The following is a 20,200-nucleotide window of genomic DNA, read 5'->3' as shown; positions in this document are numbered from 1 at the left end:
CTCATCCTCACGCGTCGACCTGCTGGGCGGCCTCGCCGTCGAGCACCACGTCGACCCCGGCGCGCACCGAACCCGGCTCCCCCGGCAGGCGGCGGATGACAGCCGCCGCGTCGGCCGCGGCCAACGCGGCGGGCAACTCCTGTTCCAGGTACTCGCACAGCAGGTGACTGGTCACGAGGTGCAGCTCCTGGACGACTTGGGTGTCACCGGACACGACGGCCAGCACGTCGTCACAGGCGTCGGCGAGCGGATTGGGGACGGCCCCGGTGAGCGCCCAACTGGTCACGCCGACGACGCGGGCGGCCTGCGCGGCGCGGACCAGGTTGGGGCTGGCCCCGCTGGTGCTGAGCAGCAGCAGGACGTCACCGGGGCGGCCGTGGGCGCGCACCTGCCGGGCGTAGACGTCGTCGTAGCCGTAGTCGTTGGCGATCGCGGTGAGCGCGCTCGTCTCGGCGTGCAGCGCGATCGCCGACAGCGGCTGCCGGTCGTCGTGGAGCTTGCCGACCAGCTCCGCGGTGAGGTGCTGCGCCTCGGCCGCGCTGCCGCCGTTGCCGGCGACCAGCAGCCGACCCCCGTTGGCGAGCCGGTGGGCCAGGTCGGCACCCCAGCGCGCCAACTGCGACTCACACCGCCGGTACGGCACCAGCGCCGCCGCGAGATTCGTCAGGTGGGTGTCGAGCAGGCTATCCGCCGGCATCAGGCCACCACCCGGGTCGGCCGACGGACGGCGGCCACCTCGCTGTAGACCTCGACCAGCCGCTCGGCGGTGGCCGCCCACGAGTACCGGGTCCGGGCCCGCTCGCGGGCCGCCGTGGCGTACGCGAAACGCCTGATCCGGTCGTCGAGCAACCCCTGGATCGCGGCGGCCAGAGCATGCGGGTCCCGCGCCGGTACGAGGTCACCGGTCGTGCCGTCGACCACGGTGTCCCGGATGCCGCCGACGGCGGTGCCGACGACCGGCACACCACAGGCCATCGCCTCCAGCGGCGTCAACCCGAACGGCTCGTACCAGGGTGCGGCGACCAGCAGGTCCGCGGAGCGGTACCAGCGGCCCATCTCCTCCCGGGGCACCGCGCCGACCAGGTGCACCCGATCGGCCACCCCGCACGACTCGGCGAGGGCCCGCAGCCGCCGGGCGTACGGGTCGGTCTCCAGCAACCCTTCGGGCGGGCCGCCGACGACCACGCACTCGGCGTCCGCGACCAGCGCCATGGCACGGATCACGGTCTGGAAGCCCTTGCGTTCGACGAGCCGGCCGACGGTAAGGATCCGCGCCCGACCCGGCTCCCGGTCGGCGGCCGGTCCGAGCGGGGCGAACGTGGCGAGGTTGACCCCGGAGGGCACGACGGTCATCCGGGACCGGGGCACCCCCATCCGGACGAGTTCGCCCACCTCGTCGCGGCACTGGGCGACGATCCGGTCCACCGAGCGGCCCAACTCGCGCTCGTAGGACACCCGCCGGGCCGGGCTGGTGTCCTGCACCCCCTGGTAGCGGCGCTTCACCGTGCCCAACGCGTGGTACGTCTGCACCACCGGCACCCCGGTCTGCCGACCGGCGGTCAGCGCCGCCAGGCCACTCATCCAGAAGTGCGCGTGGATCACCTCGGGCACCCAGTCCCCGCCCCGCCAGCGCTCGGTCAGCCAGCGGCTGAACTCCCGCATGTGCGGCAGCAGCGCGTCCTTGGCCACCGGCTCGGCGGGCCCGGCGGGCACGTGCACCACGTCGTACCCGTCCGGGCTGCGGACCGTCACCGGCAGGTCGGGCGCGTCCCGGCGCGTGTAGACCCGCACCTCGTGCCCGGCGGCGGCGAGCGCGGCGGACAACTCCGCGACGTGCGTGTTCTGGCCGCCGGCGTCCTCCCCTCCGAGGACGGCGAGCGGGCTGGCGTGCTCCGAGATCATCGCGATCCGCATACTTCCTCCTCCAGCAGCCGGTCCCAGTCAGCGAGGAAACGGTCGAGGCCGTACCTGTCGCGGGCGGCGGTCCGCGCCGCCGCTCCGGCCTGACGTGCGGTCGCCGGTTCGTCGATGAACCGGCGGGCGGCGTCGAGCAGGGTGTCGGTCCGGGTGGCGAGGGCCCCCGCCTCCGGCGGCACCGCCATCACCGCCTCGGTGGTGGCGAGCGCGACGACCGGCATGCCGATCGCCATCGCCTCGATGAGGCTGAGCCCGAGCGACGTCCACCGGCACAGGTGCAGGTACGCGCGCCGCCGGGCCAGCTCGGCGTGCATCCGGTGCTGGGGCACGTCGTCGTGGCTGATCAGTCGGTCGGCGGGCAACCCGAGGTGGTCGGCCAGCCCGGCGACGCCCATCCCGAAGACGTCCAGCGGGGCGATCTCGGCGAATCGGGGAAGCAGGTCGGTGCCGGTGACCCGGCCGCGTCGGACCGGTTCGTTGATCACCACGGCGAGCCGGTCCAACTCGCCGGTGTAGGACACGGCGGGGGCGACGATGCCGTGGTCGACCACTGTGGTGCGGGTCGTGCCGGTGTCCCAGAAGATCTGGTTGAACCCGGTGACGTGGGCGATGAGCAGGTCGTCGCGGTCGGCCATCGGGTGCCGGGTGTCGGGGACGTCGCCCTTCGGGGTGTTGTGCTCGACGTAGACGGCGGGCACGTCGCGTCCGGGGCGGCGACGCAGCCACTGTTCGGCCCGGTCGATCTCCTCCGGCCGTTGCAGGATGACCACGTCGACGTCGGTGCCGGGTAGATCCTCCGGGGTGACCTCGACCGCGCTGTCCGGCCAGGGGTAGGTGCGGGCCCGGCCGAGACCGTACGGGCCGCGGTCGGGTGTGGTGGGGATCAGGTAGCGGTGGTCGCCGTGCACGAACGATGTGGTCCAGGACCCGTGCACGTGCCAGAGCAGGATGTTCATCGGCCGCCACCACCACCGACGGCGAGCATCCGCAGCGCGTCGACCACCTCGTCCGGGTCGACACCGCTGAGGCAGGGGTGGCCGGGGACCGGGCAGCTCGCGGCCCGGGTGTCCCGGCACGGCGCCGCGGCGTCGCCGAGCCGGACGGTGGGCACCCGGTAGGGCCCCCACTGACCGAACGGGACGGTCGGCGCGAAGAGGCTCACCACCGGCACCCCGGCGGCGGCGGCCAGGTGCGCCGGCCCGGTGTTGCCGACCACCACCGCACCGGCGTCCGCCACGATCCCGGCCAGCCCGGCCAGGTCGGTTCGTCCACCCAGGTCGACGCCGCCGGCCGCCGCGACCCGGGCGGTGACGTTCCGCTCGTCGCGGCCACCGGTGACCAGCACCCGGTGCCCGGCGGCGGTCAGCGCCCCGGCGATCCGGGTCGCCACCTCGGGCGGGCACGCCCGGCTCGACGCGGCCGAACCGGGGTGCAGTACCACGTACCCCGGGTCGCCGAGACCGGACGGACGCGCCGCCACGGCGTCGTGGCGGAGCCGGAGCACCGGTTCGTCGTCCTCGGGCAGCCGGTGGCCGGCGGCGGCGGCGAGGGAGAGGGCGCGTTCGGGTTCGGGGACGCCCACCGGCACCCGGTGCCGGACGTCCAGCAGCGAGCCCGGGTAGTCGTCGCTGATCGCCGCGATCCGGCCGATCCCCGCCATCCGCAGCAGCAGGGCCAGCGGCAGGGCGGACTGGTGGAACGAGGTGAACACCACCGCCTGCTCGGCGCCGACCGCGCCGAGGCGGGTGATCAGGCCCCGCATGTCCTCCGGGTCGACCGGCCCCGGCGTGCTGTCGATCCAGGGCAGCGGGTGCTCGATGATCTCGTCGACGCCGGGCAGCAGTTCGGCGGCGGCGCGCCCCCGCGGCCCGCACAGCAGCACCACCCGCTGCGCCCCGGCCGCGACCGCGCGGATCGCCGGCCCGGTGACCAGCACGTCCCCCGCCGAGTCCGACCGCACCACCAGAGCGGTCCGTACCGGCTCGGCGGGCGGGGTCGCCGGCCGTACGGCCTGTTGACGGCGCAGGATCTCGTCCACCGCCGCCGGCAGGTCGCCGGCCGTCCACCCGGCGGCGGCGACCTCCTCCGGTCGGGTCACCGGAGTGGGCACCAGGACGCCCGTCGCCCCGGCGGCCAGCGCGGCGGCGATGTCCCGGCCGATGTCGCCCACCAGCACGCACCGGGACGCGGTGGTGCCCAGCTCCCGGGCGGCGGCGTGCACCAGACCGGGTGCCGGCTTGCGGCAGTCGCACCGGTCCTCGTCGTCGTGCGGGCAGACCAGCCAGGCGTCGAACCGTCCCAGCAACTCCTCGACGCGGGCGTGCACCGCCCGCATCTGCTCCCCGGTGAAGTAGCCCCGGGCCAGGCCCGACTGGTTCGTGACCACCGCCAGCCGCAGCCCGGCCGCCCGCAACCGGTCCAGCGCGGCCCGCGCTCCCGGCACGGGTCGCACCTTCTCCGGGTCGCCGTTGTACGGGACGTCCTCGATCAGCGTGCCGTCGCGGTCCAGCAGCACCGCGTCGTACAGGACGCCCCGGGGGCGTGCGGTCAGGTGCCGCGACCCGGCGGAACCGGCGCGGTCAGCAGCGGCGTACACCCGGGCTGACCTGCGCTGATACGGCTCCTCCTGGTCCTGTCGCACAGCCGGCGGGTTCCCTGCGCCCGAAGGAGTAAACGTCGTCGCCGAGGGGGTGGGCCAGCGCCACCAGCGGCGCCCCGGTGGGCCTTACCCGTCGCGCCGGAGAAGCTAACGCGCCGGTCGTTAGCGCCGCCGTGGCGCGGGTATGGGAGTCCAGTGGCGATTGTGGAGAAAGTGATCCAAGCTCCCCCGCAGCAGGTGTTCGACGTGCTGGCCGACGGGTGGACGTACAGCGACTGGGTGGTCGGCACCGCACACATGCGCGACGTCGACGACACCTGGCCGCGGGTGGGCAGCCGACTGCACCACCGGGCCGGGCCGTGGCCGTTCTCGCTGCAGGACGCCTCGACGGTGCTGGTCTGCGAACCGCCGCACCGGCTCGTCCTCAAGGCCGGCCTCTGGCCGGCGGGTGAGGCGATAGTGGCCTTCACGCTGGAACCGGTCGGCGAGGACGCCACGCGGGTGCGCATCGGGGAGGACTTCGCCGCCGGCCCGCTGCGCTGGCTCCACACCAAGCTCAACGACCTGGTGCTGCACCTGCGCAACCGGGAGACGCTGGACCGGCTCGCCGACATCGCCACCCGACAGAAGGGGTGACCGTGACGCAGACCGTGGTGGTGACCGGGGCGAGCGCCGGCGTCGGTCGGGCCGTCGCCCACGCGTACGCGGCCCGGGGCGCCCGGCTCGCGCTGCTGGCCCGGGGCGAGGCGGGCCTCGCCGCCGCCGAGCGGGAGTGCCGGCTGCGCGGCGCGACCGACGTGCGCGCCTACCGGGTCGACGTGGCCGACGCGGGAGCGGTGCAGGAGGCCGCCGATGACGTGGTGCACCGGTGGGGCGGCATCGACCTGTGGATCAACAACGCCATGGTGTCGGTGTTCGCGCCCGCCTGGGAGATCCCGGCGCGCGAGTTCCGCCGGGTCACCGAGGTCACCTACCTGGGCACGGTGCACGGCACCCTGGCGGCGCTGCGCCACATGCGGGCGCACGGGCGGGGCACGATCGTGCAGGTGGGCTCCGCGTTGGCCTACCGGGGGATCCCGCTGCAGTCGGCGTACTGCGCGAGCAAGCACGCGGTGCAGGGCTTCAACGACTCGCTGCGCGCCGAACTGCTGCACGACAGCCCGGGGGTGAAGCTGTCGATGGTGCAGTTGCCCGCCGTCAACACCCCGCAGTTCTCCTGGGTCCGCACCCGGCTGCCCCGGCATCCACAGCCGGTGCCGCCGATCTTCACGCCGGAGTTGGCCGCCCGGGCCATCGTCTGGGCCGCCGAGCGCGGCACCCGCGAGCTGAACGTGGGCGGCCCGACGTGGCAGGCACGGCTCGCCGACATCCTGTTCCCCGGGCTGCTCGACCGGAAGCTGGCCCGCGACGGCTACGACAGCCAGCAGACCGACGAGGAGATCGATCCGGCCGCCTGGCGGGACAATCTCGACCATCCCGGTGACGAGGACACCGACCGGGGCGCGGCGGGCATCTTCTCCGACCGGGCCCACGACCGTTCGGCGGCGCTCTGGGTCGGCACCCACAAGCCGGCGCTGACCGGTGCCGTACTCACCGTCGCGGCACTGACCCTCGCCGCCGCGGCACGACTGCGGCGCTGACCGACCGTGACCGGCGCGGCCCGGCCTCCACGGCCGCTGGCCTGGCAACCCCACCACCAGCGGATCGATGATCGGACACGGCTGTCCATCGGGGCCCGCAACGCCCGGAAGGGGTGCCTCTTCAACCCGAATGTGACAACTGGATACCCTTTCCAGGAGCCCCCTGTCCGCAAACCGAGGATGTCCGCATGATCGAGCCTGTGCAGCTGCCGTCGCCGTGGCGGGACGTACGCCTGACCGTCGTCGTGCCCACCTACAACGAAGCGGGCAACCTGCCCACACTTGTGGAGCGGCTACTCGCACTGCCGCTGCCCGGCCTGCGCATCCTCGTCGCCGACGACAACTCCCCGGACGGCACCGGTGACGTGGCCGACAAGCTGGCCATCGAGCACCCGGAGCGGATCGAGGTCGTGCACCGTGCCGGCAAGGAGGGCCTCGGCCGGGCGTACGTCGACGGGATGGGGCGGGCGCTCGAAGGCGGCGCCGAGTACGTGGCGCAGATGGACGCCGACCTGTCGCACCCGCCGGAGGCACTGCCGGGCATGCTGGGCGCGCTGCTCTCCACCCAGGCCAGCGTGGTGATCGGTTCCCGTTACGTGCCGGGCGGCGAGCTGGACGAGAACTGGCCGCTGTACCGCCGGGCGCTCAGCGGCTGGGCGAACCTCTACGTGCACACCCTGCTGCGGGTCCGCATCCGCGACCTGACCGCCGGCTTCAAGATCTGGCGAGCCGACGCGCTGCGGGACATCGACCTGAAGCGGGTGCAGTCCAACGGCTACAGCTTCCAGGTGGAGATGCACTACCTCGCCACCAAGCTGGGGCACACCATCCTGGAGGTGCCGATCCGCTTCGAGGAGCGCCAGGAGGGCGCGTCCAAGATGACGACCGCGACCAAGGTGGAGAGCGCCCTGATGCCCTTCCGCCTGCGCAGCAAGCACCGCAACATCACCAACTGAACCCCACCCGCGCGCCCGTCCACGCCGCCACGCGCCCGCGCAGGCACGCCGCCACGCGGCCGGGCGGCCACGCCGCCATGCGGCCGCGCCGCCACGCCGCCACGCGGCCGGGCGGCCACGCCGCCACGCCGCCGCGCAGGCACGCCGCCGCGCGGCCACGCCGCCACGCCCAAGATCCGCGCAACATCAGCGATGTTGCTGCTTCCCGCGTCTCGGAGGCAGCAACATCGGGGAAGTTGCGCGGATCTTGCGGGCGGGACGCGGCGCGCGCGTACGCGGGACGCGGGAGCGGCGCGCGGAAGCGGCGCGCGGGTCAGTCGGGGTAGACCGCTCGGTGGGCCGTCGCGATGGCTGCGGCGTAGGCCCGGCCGGTCAGGGCGCGGTCGCGGGCCAGCGCCGCGCGGGCCGCGTTCGCGCCGGGCGCGCCGTGCACCCCGCCGCCGGGATGCGCCGACGCACTGGCCAGGAAGAGCCGGTCCACCGGGGTGTCCGCCCGGCCCAGGCCCGGGATCGGGCGCAGGAACAACTGTTGGTACGCGGCGGCGGTGCCACCGCCGAGGGCGCCGCCGACCAGGCTCGGGTTGCCCTTCTCCAGGTCGGCCGGCCCCGCCACGTGCCGTCCGACGATGAGCTGCCGGAAACCCGGGGCCGCCGCCTCCAACACGTCCTCCATGCGCTGCACGTGACCGGCGACGTCCTCGGCCCGCCAGCCCCGACGGAACGGCAGATGGGTGTACGACCAGAGCGACTCGGTGCCCGGCGGGGAGTGCTTCGGCTCGGCCACGGACATCTGCCCGACCAGCAGGAACGGGTCCCGGGGCAGTTCGCCGCGGGCCAGCTCGCCCGCGTACCGGGTCAACCCGTTCAGGTCCGCGCCCAGATGCACGGTGCCGGCGCCGACCAACTCCCGGTTGGTCCACGGCACCGGCGCGGACAGCGCCCAGTCCACCTTCAGCGTCGAACCGTCCCAGCGGAAGTGCGCCAGATCCTCCACCAGCCGGGACGGCAGGGCCGCCGCGCCGACCAGGTCGAGGTAGAGCGCAGGCGCCGGCACGTCGGCGAGGACGGCCCGGCGGGCCCGCCACAGCGCGCCGCCGACGGTGCGGACCCCCATCGCCCGGCCCCGTGCGGTGAGCACCCGGTCGACGTGAGCGCCGTAGAGGATCACCCCGCCGCGCTCCTGCAGCCGCGCCACCAGCGCGTTGGTGATCTGCTGGGCCCCGCCTTCGGGGACCGGCCAACCGATCTGCTGACCGAGCATGGCCAGCAACCAGCCGTACACCCCGGAGCCGGCCTCCTCCGGGGACAGGTCGGTGTGCAGGGCGCAGCCGGCCAGCAGGGCCGGCCCGCCGGGGCCGTCGAAGAGTTCGTCGCCGAGCTTGCGCACCGGCACCACCAGCCGTCGGGCCAGTCGCAACGCACCGGCGACCCGCAGTCGACGCAGCAGACCCAACCCGCCCCGCACCGGCGGGAAGGGCGAGGTGATCGCGTCCAGCATCGGCTCGGCCACCTCGACCCAGTCGGTGTACGCGTTGAGCCAGCGCTTGCCGTCACCGGGGGCGAACTGCTCCAGCGAGGCCGCGGTGACGTCCGGGTCCCGGTTGATCACCGCGGCTCGGCCGTCCGGCAGCAGGTGCGCCAGGACGTCCGGCGCGTGTCGCCAGGACAGCCCGTACCGACCCAGGTCGAGACCGGTCAGCACCGGTGACGCGTACCCGAGGGGGTAGAACGAGCTGTAGAGGTCGCTCAGGTAGCCGGGCGCGGTGACCTCGGCGGAGCGGACCGCGCCGCCGGGCGCGGCGGTGGCCTCCAGCACGACCACCTCCCAGCCGGCGTCGGCCAGCAGGTTGGCCGCCACCAGACCGTTGTGGCCGGCCCCGACGATGACGGCGTCCGCGCTCTGCGCGGCGGTGGTGGTCATCCGATCCGCCTACCCGGCGTACAACCGGGCGAAACGCGTTTGTCCCGCGCGGACCCGGGCATCCAGCGCCGCATGTACACGGTTGCGCAGCTGGTGGGCGGGGTGTGGGGCGCGGGCGGCGACGGCGGTGAACTCGTGGTGTGTGACCCGGCGGACGGAGCGCCGGTCAGCACGGTGCCGGTGGCCACCGCCGACGAGGTCGGCAAGGCGGCCCAGGCGGCACGGAACGCGGCGGCGGCGTGGGCGGCGACCGCGCCGGCCGAACGGGCGGCGGCGCTGCACCGGGCCGCGGACGCGGTGGCGGCGGCCACCGAGGAACTGGCGGAGGCGGTCACGGCGGAGATGGGCAAGCCGTCGGCGGACGCCCGCGGTGGCGTCGAGGCGGGCATCGGCACCCTGCGACAGTACGCGGAGCTGGCCCCGCTGCGGGGAGGGCGGACCCTCAACGGCGGAGTCGACGCGCTGGACTTCCTGACCCCGCAGCCGCGTGGTGTGGTCGCCGCGATCACCCCGTGGAACGACCCGGTGGCGGTCTCCTGCGGGCTGCTCGGCGCCGCCCTGGTGACCGGCAACGTGGTGCTCTACAAACCGAGCGAACGGGCACCGGCGACGGGTTGGCTGCTGGCCCGGGCGCTGGACGAGGCACTGCCGGCGGGCGTGCTGTCCCTGCTCACCGGGGGTCCGGAGGTCGGTGCGGCGCTGGCCGCGCAGGAGGTCGACGTGGTGGCGCACGTGGGTTCGACGGCGACCGGGCGGGCGATCGCCGCCGCCGCGGCCCGCACCGGCGCGAAGGTGCTCCTGGAGAACGGGGGCAGCGATCCGTTGGTCGTCGACGCGGGCGTCGACCCGGAGTGGGCGGCGGGGCAGGCCGCGCTCGGCGCGTTCGCCAACGCCGGGCAGATCTGCGTGGCGGTGGAGCGGATCTACGTGCATCGGGAGGTGGCCGAGGACTTCGTGGCCGCCCTGACGCGGCACGCCGAGGCGCTACGGGTCGGGCCGGGCCGGGACCCCGGCACCGAGCTGGGCCCGTTGGTCGACCGGCGGCACCGCGACCACGTGCACGGGCAGGTGGCGGCGGCGGTGGCGGCCGGCGCGCGGGTGCGGGTCGGCGGCGAGGTGCCGGACGGGCCGGGGGCGTTCTACCCGGCCACGGTGGTCACCGACTGCCGGCACGACATGCCGCTGGTACGCGAGGAGACGTTCGGACCGGTGGCGCCGGTGGTGGTCGTCGACTCGTTCGACGAGGCCCTGCGCTGCGCCGCGGACTCCCCGTACGGGCTGGCCGCCACCGTGTTGACCCCGTCGATGAGTCACGCGCAGCAGGCCTGGCGGGAGTTGCCGGTCGGCACCGTCAAGGTCAACGCGGTGTTCGGCGGCGCGCCGGGTGGCGCCGCGCATCCACGCCGCGCCAGCGGGCAGGGCTTCGGGTACGGCCCGGAGCTGCTGGACGAGTTCACCGCCACCAAGGCGGTGCACATCGAAGCGCCGGGCGGCGGCCGGTGGTGAGCCCGTGGTGAACGGAACGGGCGGACGCAGGGGTGGTGCGCCCGCCCGTACCGTCGTCTGTCGGGTCAGTCCCCGCGAGCCTTGCGGGTGGCCCGGTCGTTGGCCTTCTGGATCGCCTTGACCAGGTCCGGCTTGTTCATGCTGGAGCGGCCGGGGACGTCCAGTTCGCGGGCCACCGACATCAGGTGGTCCTTGCTGGCGTTGGCGTCCACCCCACCGGCGGTGGGTGCGCGCCGCTCCGGTCCGCCGCCGGCGGCCTGCTGGTCGCTCGGCCCCTTGCGGCCCTTCGGCTCCCAGTGGTCGCCCACCTTCTCGAACTGGTGCTTCACCGCGGCGAAGGCGGTCCGGTGCGACCGCTCCCCCTCGCCGTAGGTCTCGACCGCCGAGTCGTGCGTCTTCTCCCAGGTGCGCTGCGCCTTCTCCGGGGAGCGTCGCAGCGTGCTGGGCAGGTCTTCGCGCCCGGGCATCTCGTCCTCCTCCGTGTCGGTCAGATTCCCTCTGACGTTCCCCCGGGGTCCCGGGCTAAACGGGCGGTCACGGTGGTCGGGTTTGTCGATTTCCCGGTGCGGGTACCGGCGGGCCAGGCCCGACCGGACGACCGGTCATCCGGTGGCCGGGGCGCAGGGAGCGGGCATGACGACCATGGAGCCCGGTACGGCGATCGACGGTGCACAGCGCGCCGGGGTTCCCCGCCGGATGCGGCAGCTGAGCTGGCGGACCTGGCGAGGCGTACTGGTCCGCAGCGTGCAGAACTTCGTCACCGACAACTGCTCGGACTGGGCCGCCGCGCTCACCTACTACGGGGTCCTCGCGCTCTTCCCGTCAGCGATCGTGGTGGTGGCGTTGGTCGGGCTGGTCTCCTCCGGCGAGCAGACCGTCGACACGGTCGTCGACCTGGCCAACCAGGTGGGCGCAGGTGCGGTGCTCTCCGACGACCAGGGCGGCGTGATCGGGGTGATCCGGTCGGTGGTGGTCGACCAGAGCAATCCCGAGCTGCTGCTGAGCTTCGGCCTGCTCGGCGCGCTGTGGTCCGCGTCGGGCTTCATCGGCGCGTTCACCCGAGCCTCCAACGCCGTCTACGGGGTGACCGAGGGCCGCCCGGTGTGGAAGCTCCGCCCGCTCCAGATCGGCCTGGCGGCGATCACGTTGGTGCTGCTCGCGGTGGTCGCCCTCGGTCTGATCGTCAGCGGTCCGGTCACCGACGCGGTCGGGGATCTGATCAACGCCGGTGGTCTGGCCCGCACGGTGTGGAGCGTGGCGAAGTGGCCCGTACTCGCCATGATCATGATGGTGTTGCTGTCCCTGCTGTTCTGGATCGCGCCGAACGTGCGGCAGCCCCGCTTCCGCTGGCTCACCCCCGGCGGCGCGGTGGCCCTGGTCTCCTGGGCCGCGGTCTCCTTCGGCTTCGGCCTCTACGTGGCGAACTTCGGCTCGTACAACACCACCTACGGCAGCCTGGGCGCGGCCATCGCCTTCCTGGTGTGGCTCTACCTCAGCAACTCCGCGCTCATGCTCGGGGTGCAGATCAACGCCGAGGTGCAGCGCGGACGGCAGTTGCAGGGCGGCGACCCGGACCCGGACGACCCGGTGCTGCCACCCCGCAGGCCGGCCGACGACTGAGCCACCTCGGGGTGGTCGTCCGGTTCGACGCCCGCGCCTGGGCCCGTTCGTGACCGGGTGCCGGTTTAGCGGGCGGGGTGCCGGGTAGCGCAGAAGGCATGGAGCGTGGCAACAGCAAGCACGGACCGAGGATCGACGAACAGATGAGCCAGGAGGTCAGCGGCCTCGTGCAGGGGCCGGGGACCGGCGGCTCACGGGTCGACGAGTCGCGGGTGCCGGAGCCGGCCGGTGAGGACCAGCCGGAGACGACCACCGCCCCGGCCGGCGACCTGCGCACCGGCACCCCACAGGGGATGAGTTCGACGGACGTCGAGCAGCGCAGCCGGCTGGGCCGGTTCATCTCGATGAGCGCGCTGCCGGGTGACCGCCTGGTGCTCGTCGCCAGCGCCCGCGAGAACGAGGCGCCCGACGACATCGTGGCGGCACTGGAACGGCTGCCCGAGGGCACCGTCTACCAGACCGTCTCCGAGGTGTGGGCCGCGCTCGGCAACAAGAACGAGACGACTCGCTGGTGACCGGGTCGCCCCCCGACCCGACGACCATTAGCGACTGAGGGAGGTTCTCTGATGAGTGGCGTTACCGAACATGTCGACGTGTCCGTGCCCGTACGCACCGCGTACGACCAGTGGACGCAGTTCGAGGAGTTCCCCGAGTTCATGGAGGGTGTGCAGGAGGTCCGGCAGCTCTCCGACACGATGACCCACTGGAAGGTGGACATCGCCGGGGTGAAGCGCGAGTTCGACGCCGAGATCACCGAACAGCTTCCGGACGAGCGGGTCGCGTGGCGCTCGACCGACGGCACGCAGCAGGCCGGCGTGGTGACCTTCCACCGGCTCGACGCGGACAAGACCCGGGTGACCCTGCAGCTCGAGTTCGAGCCGCACGGCGTGGTCGAGCAGGCCGGCGACAAGCTCGGCATCGTCGACCGGCGCGCCAAGGGCGACCTGGAGCGCTTCAAGACGTACATCGAGCGGCGCGGTCAGGAGACCGGTGCCTGGCGGGGGTCGGTGGACCGCCCGCAGCCGTGACCGCGCACAGCGTCACCGATGGCCGCCGGATCCCCGGCGGCCATCGCCGTCTCCGAGCCCGCCCACGGGACACAGTTTGCGATCATCGCGCCCGGGTACGGCTGAGAGCATGACCGACGACGACATCAGGGTGTGGCGCGACGAGGAACGACTCCCGTTGGAGGAGTTGGAACGGGCCGTGTCCGGTTCCAGCCTCGACGGGCAGGCCGACGACGTGACCGGCAACGACGCGGGCGAAGAGGCCGCGTTCGGGCACGGGCCGGCCGCGTCCGACCGGGAGGGGCAGGCCCAGGGCGACACCCGGGAGGCCACCGACCCGCAGCGCGCCTACCGCCCGTCCACGACCGGACGGACCGGACCGGACGTCTGATCGTCCCCGCCGGGCTGGGCGGGCACCACCGGCGCGGGCGGCCCGGCGGTGGGTCGACGGGCACCCCACTCGTACAGCGCGATCAGCCCCAGCGCGAGCACCACCAGGGCCGATCCCAGCACCTGCACCGACGTGTTGGCGATCAGCACGCCGAGCCCGGCCGGGACGAGCGCGGCGCCGACGCCGGACGCGCCGATCTGCAGTCCGATCGCCCGGTCCGCGTGCGCCAGGCCGACCCGGTCGGCGGTGGTGAGGGTGAGCAGCGGGAACACCGGCGCGGCGGCGAAACCGACGACGACCAGACCGCACACCGCCAGCACGGCCGGTCCGGGGACGGCGATCAGCGCCGCGCCCACCGCCATGCCGGCCAGGCTGGCCCGCAGCACCAGGCCGGAACCCAGCCGCTCGGCCACCACACCCTGCACGATCCGACCGACGAAGAGACTGAACCAGTACGCGGAGACGCAGCCGCCGGCCACCGCCGCGCTCAGCCCGCGCCCCTCGGTCAGCAGGAGGAACGCCCAGAGGCCGGCGGACACCTCGATGGCCACGTACAGCGCGAAGGCGAGCGTCCCGGACCAGACGGCGGGCATCCGCAGCGTCTCCCGGACCGGGACCCGGACGACCGCCGACGTGGCGGGTGAGGGTCCGGCGGCGTCGCCGACCGGGGTGGCGGCCGGGACGCCCCGTTGCCAGGCCCGCACGGTGAGTGCGAACGCGACGGCGAGGCCGAGTTGGGCGGCGGCCACGATGCCGTAACCCCAGCGCCAGGCCAGCCCGGCGCTGAGCACGCCGGTCATGATCAGCGGGCCGATGGCCACGCCCAGACCGAAGAAGGCGTGCAGCCAGTTCATGTGGCGTGGCCCGAACGCCGAGGCCGCGTACGCGTTGAGCCCGGAGTCGACAGCGCCCGACCCCAGCCCGACCAGCAGCGCACACCCCACGAACACGGCCAGTGTGGGGCTCACCGCGTACCCGGTCAGCGCCAGGCTGGCCAGCAGTGTGCTCCCGGCGAGCAGGACGCCCACGCCGACCCGGGCCAACGTGAACCCGGCCAGCACGCTGGAGGTGAGATAACCGACCGTGCCGGCGGTGAGCACCCATCCGACCGCCTCGGTCGGTACGTCGAAGTCGCTCCGGATCGAGGGCCAGCCCACACCGAGCAGGCTGTCCGGTAGGCCGAGGCTGACGAAACCGAGATAGGCCAGCAGGAGCAGTGAGGCGCGGGGGCGTGGTGGCGTGGTGGACACGGAACACCATCCTGCCGCAGGGCACCCTAGCGCGGTCGGCACCCGGTCGCCCGCTGCGGAAAGAAGTCGTGTCCGGACGGTCGAGAAAACGGACAGCTCATCCAGAATCGGCCGATCGGGGGACGGCAATCCGGCGTGTTCGCGTAAGAATTTCGGGATGCATCAAGGCTCCGGAGTTCTCTCCCCGCGCCAGCGCCGGCTCGCCTGGCTCGGTTTCCTGCTCGCCGCGCTGCAGGCGCCCGTGTCCGCCTGGCTCGTCGCCGACGAGTCGTGGCTGTTCAGCCTCTGTGTCGCACTGATGGTGGCCGTCGTGATCATCGCCGACGACGCGGCGCGGCGTCGCCCGGCCGACGCGACCGGCGACTAGTTCGTCCCGCCCGGCCGGGCTTCGTGCCCCGGCCGACCCGGGCTGCGGCGGCGCTCCTTCATCTCCGCCTCGTAGAGGTGCCGTCGCCCGCCCACCAACTCGTCCCGGGCCTGTCGGTCCAGCTCCCGGAACAGCGCGTGGTAACCGTCGTCGAAGTCCTCGACGATCTGGAACGTCCACCGCCCGGCGATGACGTTGCGACCCCGCAGCTCGGTGCCGATCCGCTCGGCGATTCGCGGATGCCCGGCGGCGCGGAACTGCTCCACCGCGTCGTCGAGCATCAGGTCGGCGTGCCCGATCAACTGGTGCATCGAGTACAGATGCCCCCGGGCCCGCTCCACGCACTCCAACGCCTCGCTGAGCTTGCCGAGCGCGGCGACCGTCGCGTCGCTCACGCCGGCCGGCCGCCGGTGCCGCTCGTCCGGTCCGTCCAACTGCTGTGCCATTCGTGCCTCCGTGCCGTATGCCGCCGTCTGCGGGTGCTGTTCCTGCTGCCCCGTCTGTGCCGGATCAACCCCCACGGTCAGCACCTGGTCGTCCGGTGGCGTAGCCGACATCCGCCGACCGGCCGAGGTCGACGCGGTCACCCGTCGGTTAGCCTCGGTCACCATGCGTGTGCCGTTCACCCGGGTCGCCTCCCGTACCGCCGTCGACTCGGCGCGGTCCACCCTGGCCGCCCTCACCGTCTCCGTGGGCACCGTCGGCCTCGCCGCCGCCGCCGCGCGACCAGGGCTGCTCGCCCTCGTCGACCAGCACGCGGCCGCCGTGCGGGACAGTCTCGACGGGGACCGCCGACCGCTGAGCGCGGCGATGCTCGCCGGCTACGCCGAGGGGGTCCGCACGGCCGCCCTGGAGCACGGGTGGACGCCACCGGCCGGGCCGGTGGACTGGAGCCACCCGGAGTGGCTGCTCACCCGACTGCTCGCGGTCTGCGCGTTGGCCCGCTCGCTCGACCGGGCCTGACGGCCGGCCGGCCCGGCGGCCACCGCCCGGGTACGGCGCGAGGAGGGCGTCCCGCGTCGTCCGCGGAACACCCTCCCCACCAGCCGTGCCGTTCCGCCCGTTACGAGCGGTACTGCTGGGCTTCGTCCACCCGAGGCATCGCCTGGGTACGATCGCCGCCGCGGTCGGCCATCTGCCGCTCCACGTCGCTGCGCCCGGCCGTCGTCGCCGCACGCTGCTGCTGCACCGCCCGCGCCTCCTCGGCCGCCCGACGCAGCCAACCGTCCCAACGGTTCTGCATCGGCTTCACCAGACCACCGCCGACACCGACGATCAGGATGCCGGCCACCGTGGCGAGCACCGCGATCAGCACCGGGGTCGTCACCGTGGTGGCGATACCCACCTGGTTCAGCGCGGCGATCACACCGAGAGCGATGATGAAGATCGCCGTCAGGTCGGCCAGCACCTTGCCGTACGAGAGCCCTCCCAGCGCGCCGGTGACCAGATCCCGGACGGCGTTGGCGATCGCGGCCGCCACCACCACGATGACGATCGCGATGAACGCACGCGGCAGCCAGGCCACCACGCCGCTGATCAGGTCACTGATCGCGTTGGGTCCCCAGACTCCGAAGGCGAACTGGAGCGTGAACAGCAGTACGGCGTAGTACGCGAGTCTGGCCAGGATGTCGCTGGCGTCGTACTTCGTTCTCTCCAGGGCCCGTTTGATCCCGCCGCGTTCGACCGCTTGGTCGAAGCGCACCCGTTCCAGCACCGTATCCACGATCTTGAGGACGGCTCTGGCGATCAGCCAGCCGACCACGAGGATGACGATGAAGGCCACTGCCTTCGGGATGAAGAGCAGCACTGACCTCCAGGTGTCGGCGATGGCATCGCCGATGTCGGCCTGCCGGACCGCGAGGGTTTTCAGCATGATGTCCCTCCTGTCGCATGGACTGCGCCGGGCGCATACCCGGCAACCGGTGCGGCAGTCCGCGAGGAGCGCCGACATTTTTACGACAAGCCACCCGACAGGGGCCCTGAACTGCCCGAACGTCCGTCGCGGCCGAGGGCGACGACGGCTCGCGGTCATGATCGGATGCCTTTTCCCACCGGCCGACTAGGCTGCGGACATGCCAGGAACGGTCGGGCGGGTCCCCACGCCAGCAACTCCCGGCCCGGGCGCGTCCCCCGGGTCCGGTGTGGGTGCTGCCGTGCTGGCCCACGACTGGGCCGGCACCCCGTTGGGCCCGCCGCAGAGTTGGGACGTGGCGGTCCGAGCAGCGGTGGAGCTGATCCTCGCCTCGCCGATGCCGATGGCACTCGCGTACGGCGACGACCTGGTGCTGCTCTACAACAGCGGCTACGCCGAGTTGCTGGGCACCAAACACCCGGGTGCGCTCGGCCGCCCGGCCGCCGAGGTGTTCGCCGAGATCTGGGCGCTTCCGGGCGTCGGCGCGGTGATCGAACGCTGCTACCGGCAGGGTGTGCCGTTCCTGGAGAAGGAGTCGACCCTGCCACTGGTCCGTGGCCACTCCCCCACGGCGGAGCAGGCGGTCTTCACCCGCGGCTACTCGCCGGTGCGCGACAGCGTCGGGAGGACCGTCGGCGTGCTGACGGTCGCGGCCGAGACGACGCACGTCACCGAGCAGTTGCAGAGTCTCAGCGAGGTCGCCGCGGCGCTCGCCGGCACGCTCACCCTCGACGACGTGGCCCGGGTGGCGCTGCGGTACGCGATCACCACGTTCGACCCCGACCAGGCCTCGTTCGTCGTCGACGAGGGCGGCGGCGGCTGGCGGATGGTGCGCCGGGTCCGCGGCGAACTGCTGGACGAGGCCGACGAACGTCTCCCCCCGCTCTGGCGGCGCGCACCGGCGGACTGGTCGACGCCCGTGGTGCAGGCGGCCCGCTCGGGTCGCCCCTCGTTCGTCCGGGACGGGCAACCACTGCGGGACACCGCGGTGGACCGCCACGACCAGAAGGTCCGCTCGGTGGCGGCCCTGCCGCTGGGCACGTCGGTGGTGCGCGGTGGGCTGGCGGTCGGCTACCAGATTCCGCACACCTGGTCGCCGGCCGAGCGGGCCCTGCTGGCCGCCTCGGCCGAGCTGATCGGTCAGGCCGCCGAGCGGGCCCGCCGCTTCGAGACCCAGCACGGCACCGCCCAGCTGTTGCAACGCAGCATGCTGCCGGAGCACCTGCCGGACCTGCCCCGGCTGCGGGTCGCGGCCCGTTACGACCCGGGGGTCGACGGCAACGCCGCCGGCGGCGACTTCTACGACGCCTTCCTGTTGCCCGACGGTGCGCTCGGCGTGGTGCTGGGTGACGTCGCCGGCCACGACGTGCAGGCCGCCGCGCGGATGGGTCAGGTCCGGGCCGCGCTGCGCGCGCTGGCTCTGGCCGACCCGGCCCCGGCCGCCGTGCTGACCGGGCTGGACCGGCTGGTCACCAGCCTGGGCGTGGAGGCCGGCACTCACGAGCTCTTCGTCACCGTGGTGTTCGGGGTGATCGACGCGGAGCGGCGGGAGCTGACCCTGGCCAGTGCCGGGCACCCCGCGCCACTGATCCGTCGCGGCGACGCGGCCGGCCGCCCGCACGCCGAATACCTCGACGTCCCGCCCGGCCCTCCGCTGGGCCTGGGCGGTCGGCCGGGCACCACGACGGTCCCGTTCCGCCCCGGTGACACCCTGCTGCTGTTCAGCGACGGGGTGGTGGAGCGCCGCCGGCACAGCCTCACCGCCGGGCTGACCACCCTCGGCGACGCCGTGGCCAAGGCCGGCAGCGGTGACCCGCGCGCCCTCTGCGCGGTGGCGACCGCTGCGGTGCCGGGCGGCACCGAGGACGACGTGGCGGTCCTCGCCGTCGAACACGCCCTCCAGCCGAGCCGGTCGGCGAGCATGGAGATGCCCGCGGAGCCGACCGCGCCCAGCCGGGTCCGGCACTGGATGACCGGTCAGCTCACCGAGTGGCAGGTGGCCGAGTCGGTGATCGGGGCGGCAGTGCTGTGCACCAGCGAGTTGACGACGAACGCGTTGCTGCACGCCGGCACCGCGGCCCGGGTGGAGATCGACCTCAGCCCCGAGCGGCTGCTGGTCTCGGTCGCCGACTCCGGCACCCGGGGCACCGTGACCCGGGCCCGCACCGACACGTTGAGCAGTCGTGGGCGCGGTCTGGGCCTGATCGAGGAGCTCAGCGACGCCTGGGGCACCGACCCGTCGGTCCGCGGTTCCACGGTCTGGTTCGAGATCCGCACCTGAGCCGCGGGCGCCGCCTGAAAGCCGCCCCCAACGGGTAGGAGGACGCCCATGCGTACCGACACACCCGCCGGGGTCCTCTTCGACGTCGACGGCACTCTCGTCGACACCACCTACCTGCACACCGTGAGCTGGTGGGAGGCGCTGCGCCAGACCGACCAGCCGGTGCCGATGGCCACGGTGCACCGCTCGATCGGGATGGGTTCGGACAAACTGCTGGACCACCTGCTCGGTCCCGAGCGGGACCGCGACGGCGACTCCAGGCTGCGCGACGCGCACGACACCCTGTACGCCGAGTACTGGGAGCGGCTCACGCCGCTGCCCGGAGCGGCCGACCTGCTGCGCGCCTGCGCGGAGCGGGGGTTGCGGATCGTGCTCGCCACCTCCGCCTCGGAACCGGAGGTCGGGGCGTTGCGCCGGGCGCTGGCCGTCGACGACGTGATCGACACGATCACCTCCTCGGCGGACGCGGAGCAGAGCAAGCCCGCCCCGGACATCCTGGTCGCGGCGTTGGAGCAGTCCGGGTTGGCGGCCGAGCGGGTGGTCTTCGTCGGCGACTCTGTGTGGGACGTCGTCGCGGCCGGCAAGCTCGACATCCCGTGCGTGGGGCTGACCTGTGGCGGCACCAGCCGAGGCGAGCTGGCCGGTGCCGGGGCGGTCGCGGTCTACGACGACCCGGCCGCGTTGCTGGGCGAATTGGCGCAGTCACCGCTGGCCCGACGCAGCGGGTGAATCTCCCTCCGGTTCACCCGCCGGTCCGCGCATAGCGCGAGCCCGAGCGGGGCAAGGTGTGTCACCACCTGCCCGCGCCGCGCGGGTGCGGCCGAGAGGTGGTG

At 73.6% G+C, this 20,200-nt stretch carries 21 protein-coding genes; 12 read left to right on the top strand and 9 right to left on the bottom strand.

The genetic code is table 11. The features are described 5' to 3' along the window. Positions 1 to 7 precede the first annotated feature (7 nt). Genes O7616_RS15680 through O7616_RS15665 form a run of 4 tightly spaced genes read right to left on the bottom strand, consistent with a single transcriptional unit; the run spans position 8 to position 4,558 of the window. Positions 8 to 700 (bottom strand): SIS domain-containing protein, encoded by a 693-nt coding sequence (locus O7616_RS15680; RefSeq protein ID WP_282307646.1) that lies wholly within the window; start codon positions 698 to 700, stop codon positions 8 to 10. After that, positions 697 to 1,914, bottom strand: a complete 1,218-nt coding sequence (locus O7616_RS15675) for a glycosyltransferase (protein WP_282261010.1) — start codon at positions 1,912 to 1,914, stop codon at positions 697 to 699. The genes O7616_RS15680 and O7616_RS15675 overlap by 4 nt, the downstream gene beginning before the upstream one ends. Beyond that, the gene (locus tag O7616_RS15670; protein ID WP_282307476.1) at positions 1,899 to 2,873 is read right to left on the bottom strand and encodes a glycosyltransferase; all 975 of its coding nucleotides are present in this window, start codon (positions 2,871 to 2,873) and stop codon (positions 1,899 to 1,901) included. Before O7616_RS15670 ends, O7616_RS15675 begins: the two co-directional genes overlap by 16 nt. Then, positions 2,870 to 4,558, bottom strand: a complete 1,689-nt coding sequence (locus O7616_RS15665; RefSeq protein WP_282307475.1) for an HAD-IIIA family hydrolase — start codon at positions 4,556 to 4,558, stop codon at positions 2,870 to 2,872. Before O7616_RS15665 ends, O7616_RS15670 begins: the two co-directional genes overlap by 4 nt. A gap of 171 nt (positions 4,559 to 4,729) precedes the next feature. Here O7616_RS15665 and O7616_RS15660 point away from each other — a divergent pair, with 171 nt between their 5' ends. From O7616_RS15660 to O7616_RS15650, 3 genes are all read left to right on the top strand, one after another. Next, entirely contained in the window at positions 4,730 to 5,152 is a 423-nt protein-coding gene (locus O7616_RS15660; RefSeq protein ID WP_348773868.1) for an SRPBCC family protein, read from the top strand. A 2-nt stretch (positions 5,153 to 5,154) separates the two neighbouring features. Next, on the top strand, positions 5,155 to 6,156 hold the full coding sequence (locus O7616_RS15655) for an SDR family oxidoreductase (protein WP_282307473.1): 1,002 nt from the start codon (positions 5,155 to 5,157) through the stop codon (positions 6,154 to 6,156). 188 nt (positions 6,157 to 6,344) lie between these two features. Beyond that, on the top strand, positions 6,345 to 7,112 hold the full coding sequence (locus tag O7616_RS15650) for a polyprenol monophosphomannose synthase (RefSeq protein WP_282261018.1): 768 nt from the start codon (positions 6,345 to 6,347) through the stop codon (positions 7,110 to 7,112). Between the two features lie 313 nt (positions 7,113 to 7,425). Here the strand turns inward: O7616_RS15650 and O7616_RS15645 are convergent, their stop codons facing one another. Beyond that, the gene (locus O7616_RS15645; protein WP_282307472.1) at positions 7,426 to 9,033 is read right to left on the bottom strand and encodes an NAD(P)/FAD-dependent oxidoreductase; all 1,608 of its coding nucleotides are present in this window, start codon (positions 9,031 to 9,033) and stop codon (positions 7,426 to 7,428) included. Positions 9,034 to 9,105: 72 nt separating this feature from the next. Here O7616_RS15645 and O7616_RS15640 point away from each other — a divergent pair, with 72 nt between their 5' ends. After that, a complete protein-coding gene (locus tag O7616_RS15640) occupies positions 9,106 to 10,539 on the top strand; it encodes an aldehyde dehydrogenase family protein (RefSeq protein ID WP_282307471.1) in 1,434 nt (477 codons plus the stop codon). A 65-nt stretch (positions 10,540 to 10,604) separates the two neighbouring features. On the opposite strand, the gene O7616_RS15635 is transcribed toward O7616_RS15640, so the two are convergent. Beyond that, complete coding sequence (locus O7616_RS15635; RefSeq protein ID WP_282261022.1) at positions 10,605 to 11,006, bottom strand: ChaB family protein; 402 nt, start codon at positions 11,004 to 11,006, stop codon at positions 10,605 to 10,607. Between the two features lie 166 nt (positions 11,007 to 11,172). Between O7616_RS15635 and O7616_RS15630 the strand changes: the two genes are divergently transcribed. The 4 genes from O7616_RS15630 (at position 11,173) to O7616_RS15615 (ending at position 13,557) form a co-directional block, all read left to right on the top strand. Beyond that, entirely contained in the window at positions 11,173 to 12,159 is a 987-nt protein-coding gene (locus tag O7616_RS15630; RefSeq protein ID WP_282307470.1) for a YihY/virulence factor BrkB family protein, read from the top strand. Positions 12,160 to 12,257: 98 nt separating this feature from the next. Further along, positions 12,258 to 12,674, top strand: coding sequence for a DUF2795 domain-containing protein (locus O7616_RS15625; RefSeq protein ID WP_203149384.1), 417 nt, complete (start codon positions 12,258 to 12,260; stop codon positions 12,672 to 12,674). A 51-nt stretch (positions 12,675 to 12,725) separates the two neighbouring features. Beyond that, positions 12,726 to 13,187 (top strand): SRPBCC family protein, encoded by a 462-nt coding sequence (locus O7616_RS15620; protein ID WP_088990440.1) that lies wholly within the window; start codon positions 12,726 to 12,728, stop codon positions 13,185 to 13,187. 109 nt (positions 13,188 to 13,296) lie between these two features. Beyond that, positions 13,297 to 13,557, top strand: a complete 261-nt coding sequence (locus O7616_RS15615; RefSeq protein ID WP_282307469.1) for a hypothetical protein — start codon at positions 13,297 to 13,299, stop codon at positions 13,555 to 13,557. On the opposite strand, the gene O7616_RS15610 is transcribed toward O7616_RS15615, so the two are convergent. Then, complete coding sequence (locus tag O7616_RS15610; RefSeq protein WP_282307466.1) at positions 13,515 to 14,807, bottom strand: MFS transporter; 1,293 nt, start codon at positions 14,805 to 14,807, stop codon at positions 13,515 to 13,517. The genes O7616_RS15615 and O7616_RS15610 overlap by 43 nt on opposite strands. A gap of 157 nt (positions 14,808 to 14,964) precedes the next feature. On the opposite strand from O7616_RS15610, the gene O7616_RS15605 reads away from it, so the two are divergent. Next, on the top strand, positions 14,965 to 15,174 hold the full coding sequence (locus tag O7616_RS15605) for a hypothetical protein (RefSeq protein WP_088990443.1): 210 nt from the start codon (positions 14,965 to 14,967) through the stop codon (positions 15,172 to 15,174). Here the strand turns inward: O7616_RS15605 and O7616_RS15600 are convergent. Continuing rightward, positions 15,171 to 15,620, bottom strand: coding sequence for a hypothetical protein (locus tag O7616_RS15600; protein ID WP_282307463.1), 450 nt, complete (start codon positions 15,618 to 15,620; stop codon positions 15,171 to 15,173). The two genes, O7616_RS15605 and O7616_RS15600, sit on opposite strands and share 4 nt — an antisense overlap. Before the next feature lie 163 nt (positions 15,621 to 15,783). Here O7616_RS15600 and O7616_RS15595 point away from each other — a divergent pair, with 163 nt between their 5' ends. After that, positions 15,784 to 16,137, top strand: a complete 354-nt coding sequence (locus O7616_RS15595) for a DUF6401 family natural product biosynthesis protein (protein WP_282307462.1) — start codon at positions 15,784 to 15,786, stop codon at positions 16,135 to 16,137. A 100-nt stretch (positions 16,138 to 16,237) separates the two neighbouring features. Here O7616_RS15595 and O7616_RS15590 read toward each other — a convergent pair whose 3' ends face one another. Next, positions 16,238 to 17,047, bottom strand: coding sequence for a hypothetical protein (locus O7616_RS15590; RefSeq protein ID WP_282307461.1), 810 nt, complete (start codon positions 17,045 to 17,047; stop codon positions 16,238 to 16,240). Positions 17,048 to 17,246: 199 nt separating this feature from the next. On the opposite strand from O7616_RS15590, the gene O7616_RS15585 reads away from it, so the two are divergent. Both O7616_RS15585 and O7616_RS15580 read left to right on the top strand, forming a co-directional pair. Further along, positions 17,247 to 19,367: a SpoIIE family protein phosphatase gene (locus O7616_RS15585; protein ID WP_282307460.1), complete on the top strand. Its 2,121-nt coding sequence runs from the start codon at positions 17,247 to 17,249 to the stop codon at positions 19,365 to 19,367. 48 nt (positions 19,368 to 19,415) lie between these two features. Beyond that, positions 19,416 to 20,096, top strand: a complete 681-nt coding sequence (locus O7616_RS15580) for an HAD family hydrolase (protein ID WP_282261034.1) — start codon at positions 19,416 to 19,418, stop codon at positions 20,094 to 20,096. Positions 20,097 to 20,200: the final 104 nt, after the last annotated feature.

The sequence above is a fragment of the Micromonospora sp. WMMD964 genome (assembly GCF_029581455.1).
In the GTDB taxonomy this organism is placed as follows: domain Bacteria; phylum Actinomycetota; class Actinomycetes; order Mycobacteriales; family Micromonosporaceae; genus Micromonospora.
This window is presented reverse-complemented; position numbering and strand designations above follow the sequence as displayed.

Coding starts and splice junctions, on each gene's coding strand:
- O7616_RS15590 (WP_282307461.1), bottom strand. CDS start 17,047: ATGCTGAAAACCCTCGCGGTCCGGCAGGCCGACATCGGCGATGCCATC.
- O7616_RS15625 (WP_203149384.1), top strand. CDS start 12,258: ATGGAGCGTGGCAACAGCAAGCACGGACCGAGGATCGACGAACAGATG.
- O7616_RS15600 (WP_282307463.1), bottom strand. CDS start 15,620: ATGGCACAGCAGTTGGACGGACCGGACGAGCGGCACCGGCGGCCGGCC.
- O7616_RS15675 (WP_282261010.1), bottom strand. CDS start 1,914: ATGCGGATCGCGATGATCTCGGAGCACGCCAGCCCGCTCGCCGTCCTC.
- O7616_RS15640 (WP_282307471.1), top strand. CDS start 9,106: ATGTACACGGTTGCGCAGCTGGTGGGCGGGGTGTGGGGCGCGGGCGGC.
- O7616_RS15620 (WP_088990440.1), top strand. CDS start 12,726: ATGAGTGGCGTTACCGAACATGTCGACGTGTCCGTGCCCGTACGCACC.
- O7616_RS15605 (WP_088990443.1), top strand. CDS start 14,965: ATGCATCAAGGCTCCGGAGTTCTCTCCCCGCGCCAGCGCCGGCTCGCC.
- O7616_RS15670 (WP_282307476.1), bottom strand. CDS start 2,873: ATGAACATCCTGCTCTGGCACGTGCACGGGTCCTGGACCACATCGTTC.
- O7616_RS15630 (WP_282307470.1), top strand. CDS start 11,173: ATGACGACCATGGAGCCCGGTACGGCGATCGACGGTGCACAGCGCGCC.
- O7616_RS15645 (WP_282307472.1), bottom strand. CDS start 9,033: ATGACCACCACCGCCGCGCAGAGCGCGGACGCCGTCATCGTCGGGGCC.
- O7616_RS15650 (WP_282261018.1), top strand. CDS start 6,345: ATGATCGAGCCTGTGCAGCTGCCGTCGCCGTGGCGGGACGTACGCCTG.
- O7616_RS15585 (WP_282307460.1), top strand. CDS start 17,247: ATGCCAGGAACGGTCGGGCGGGTCCCCACGCCAGCAACTCCCGGCCCG.
- O7616_RS15595 (WP_282307462.1), top strand. CDS start 15,784: ATGCGTGTGCCGTTCACCCGGGTCGCCTCCCGTACCGCCGTCGACTCG.
- O7616_RS15635 (WP_282261022.1), bottom strand. CDS start 11,006: ATGCCCGGGCGCGAAGACCTGCCCAGCACGCTGCGACGCTCCCCGGAG.
- O7616_RS15580 (WP_282261034.1), top strand. CDS start 19,416: ATGCGTACCGACACACCCGCCGGGGTCCTCTTCGACGTCGACGGCACT.
- O7616_RS15615 (WP_282307469.1), top strand. CDS start 13,297: ATGACCGACGACGACATCAGGGTGTGGCGCGACGAGGAACGACTCCCG.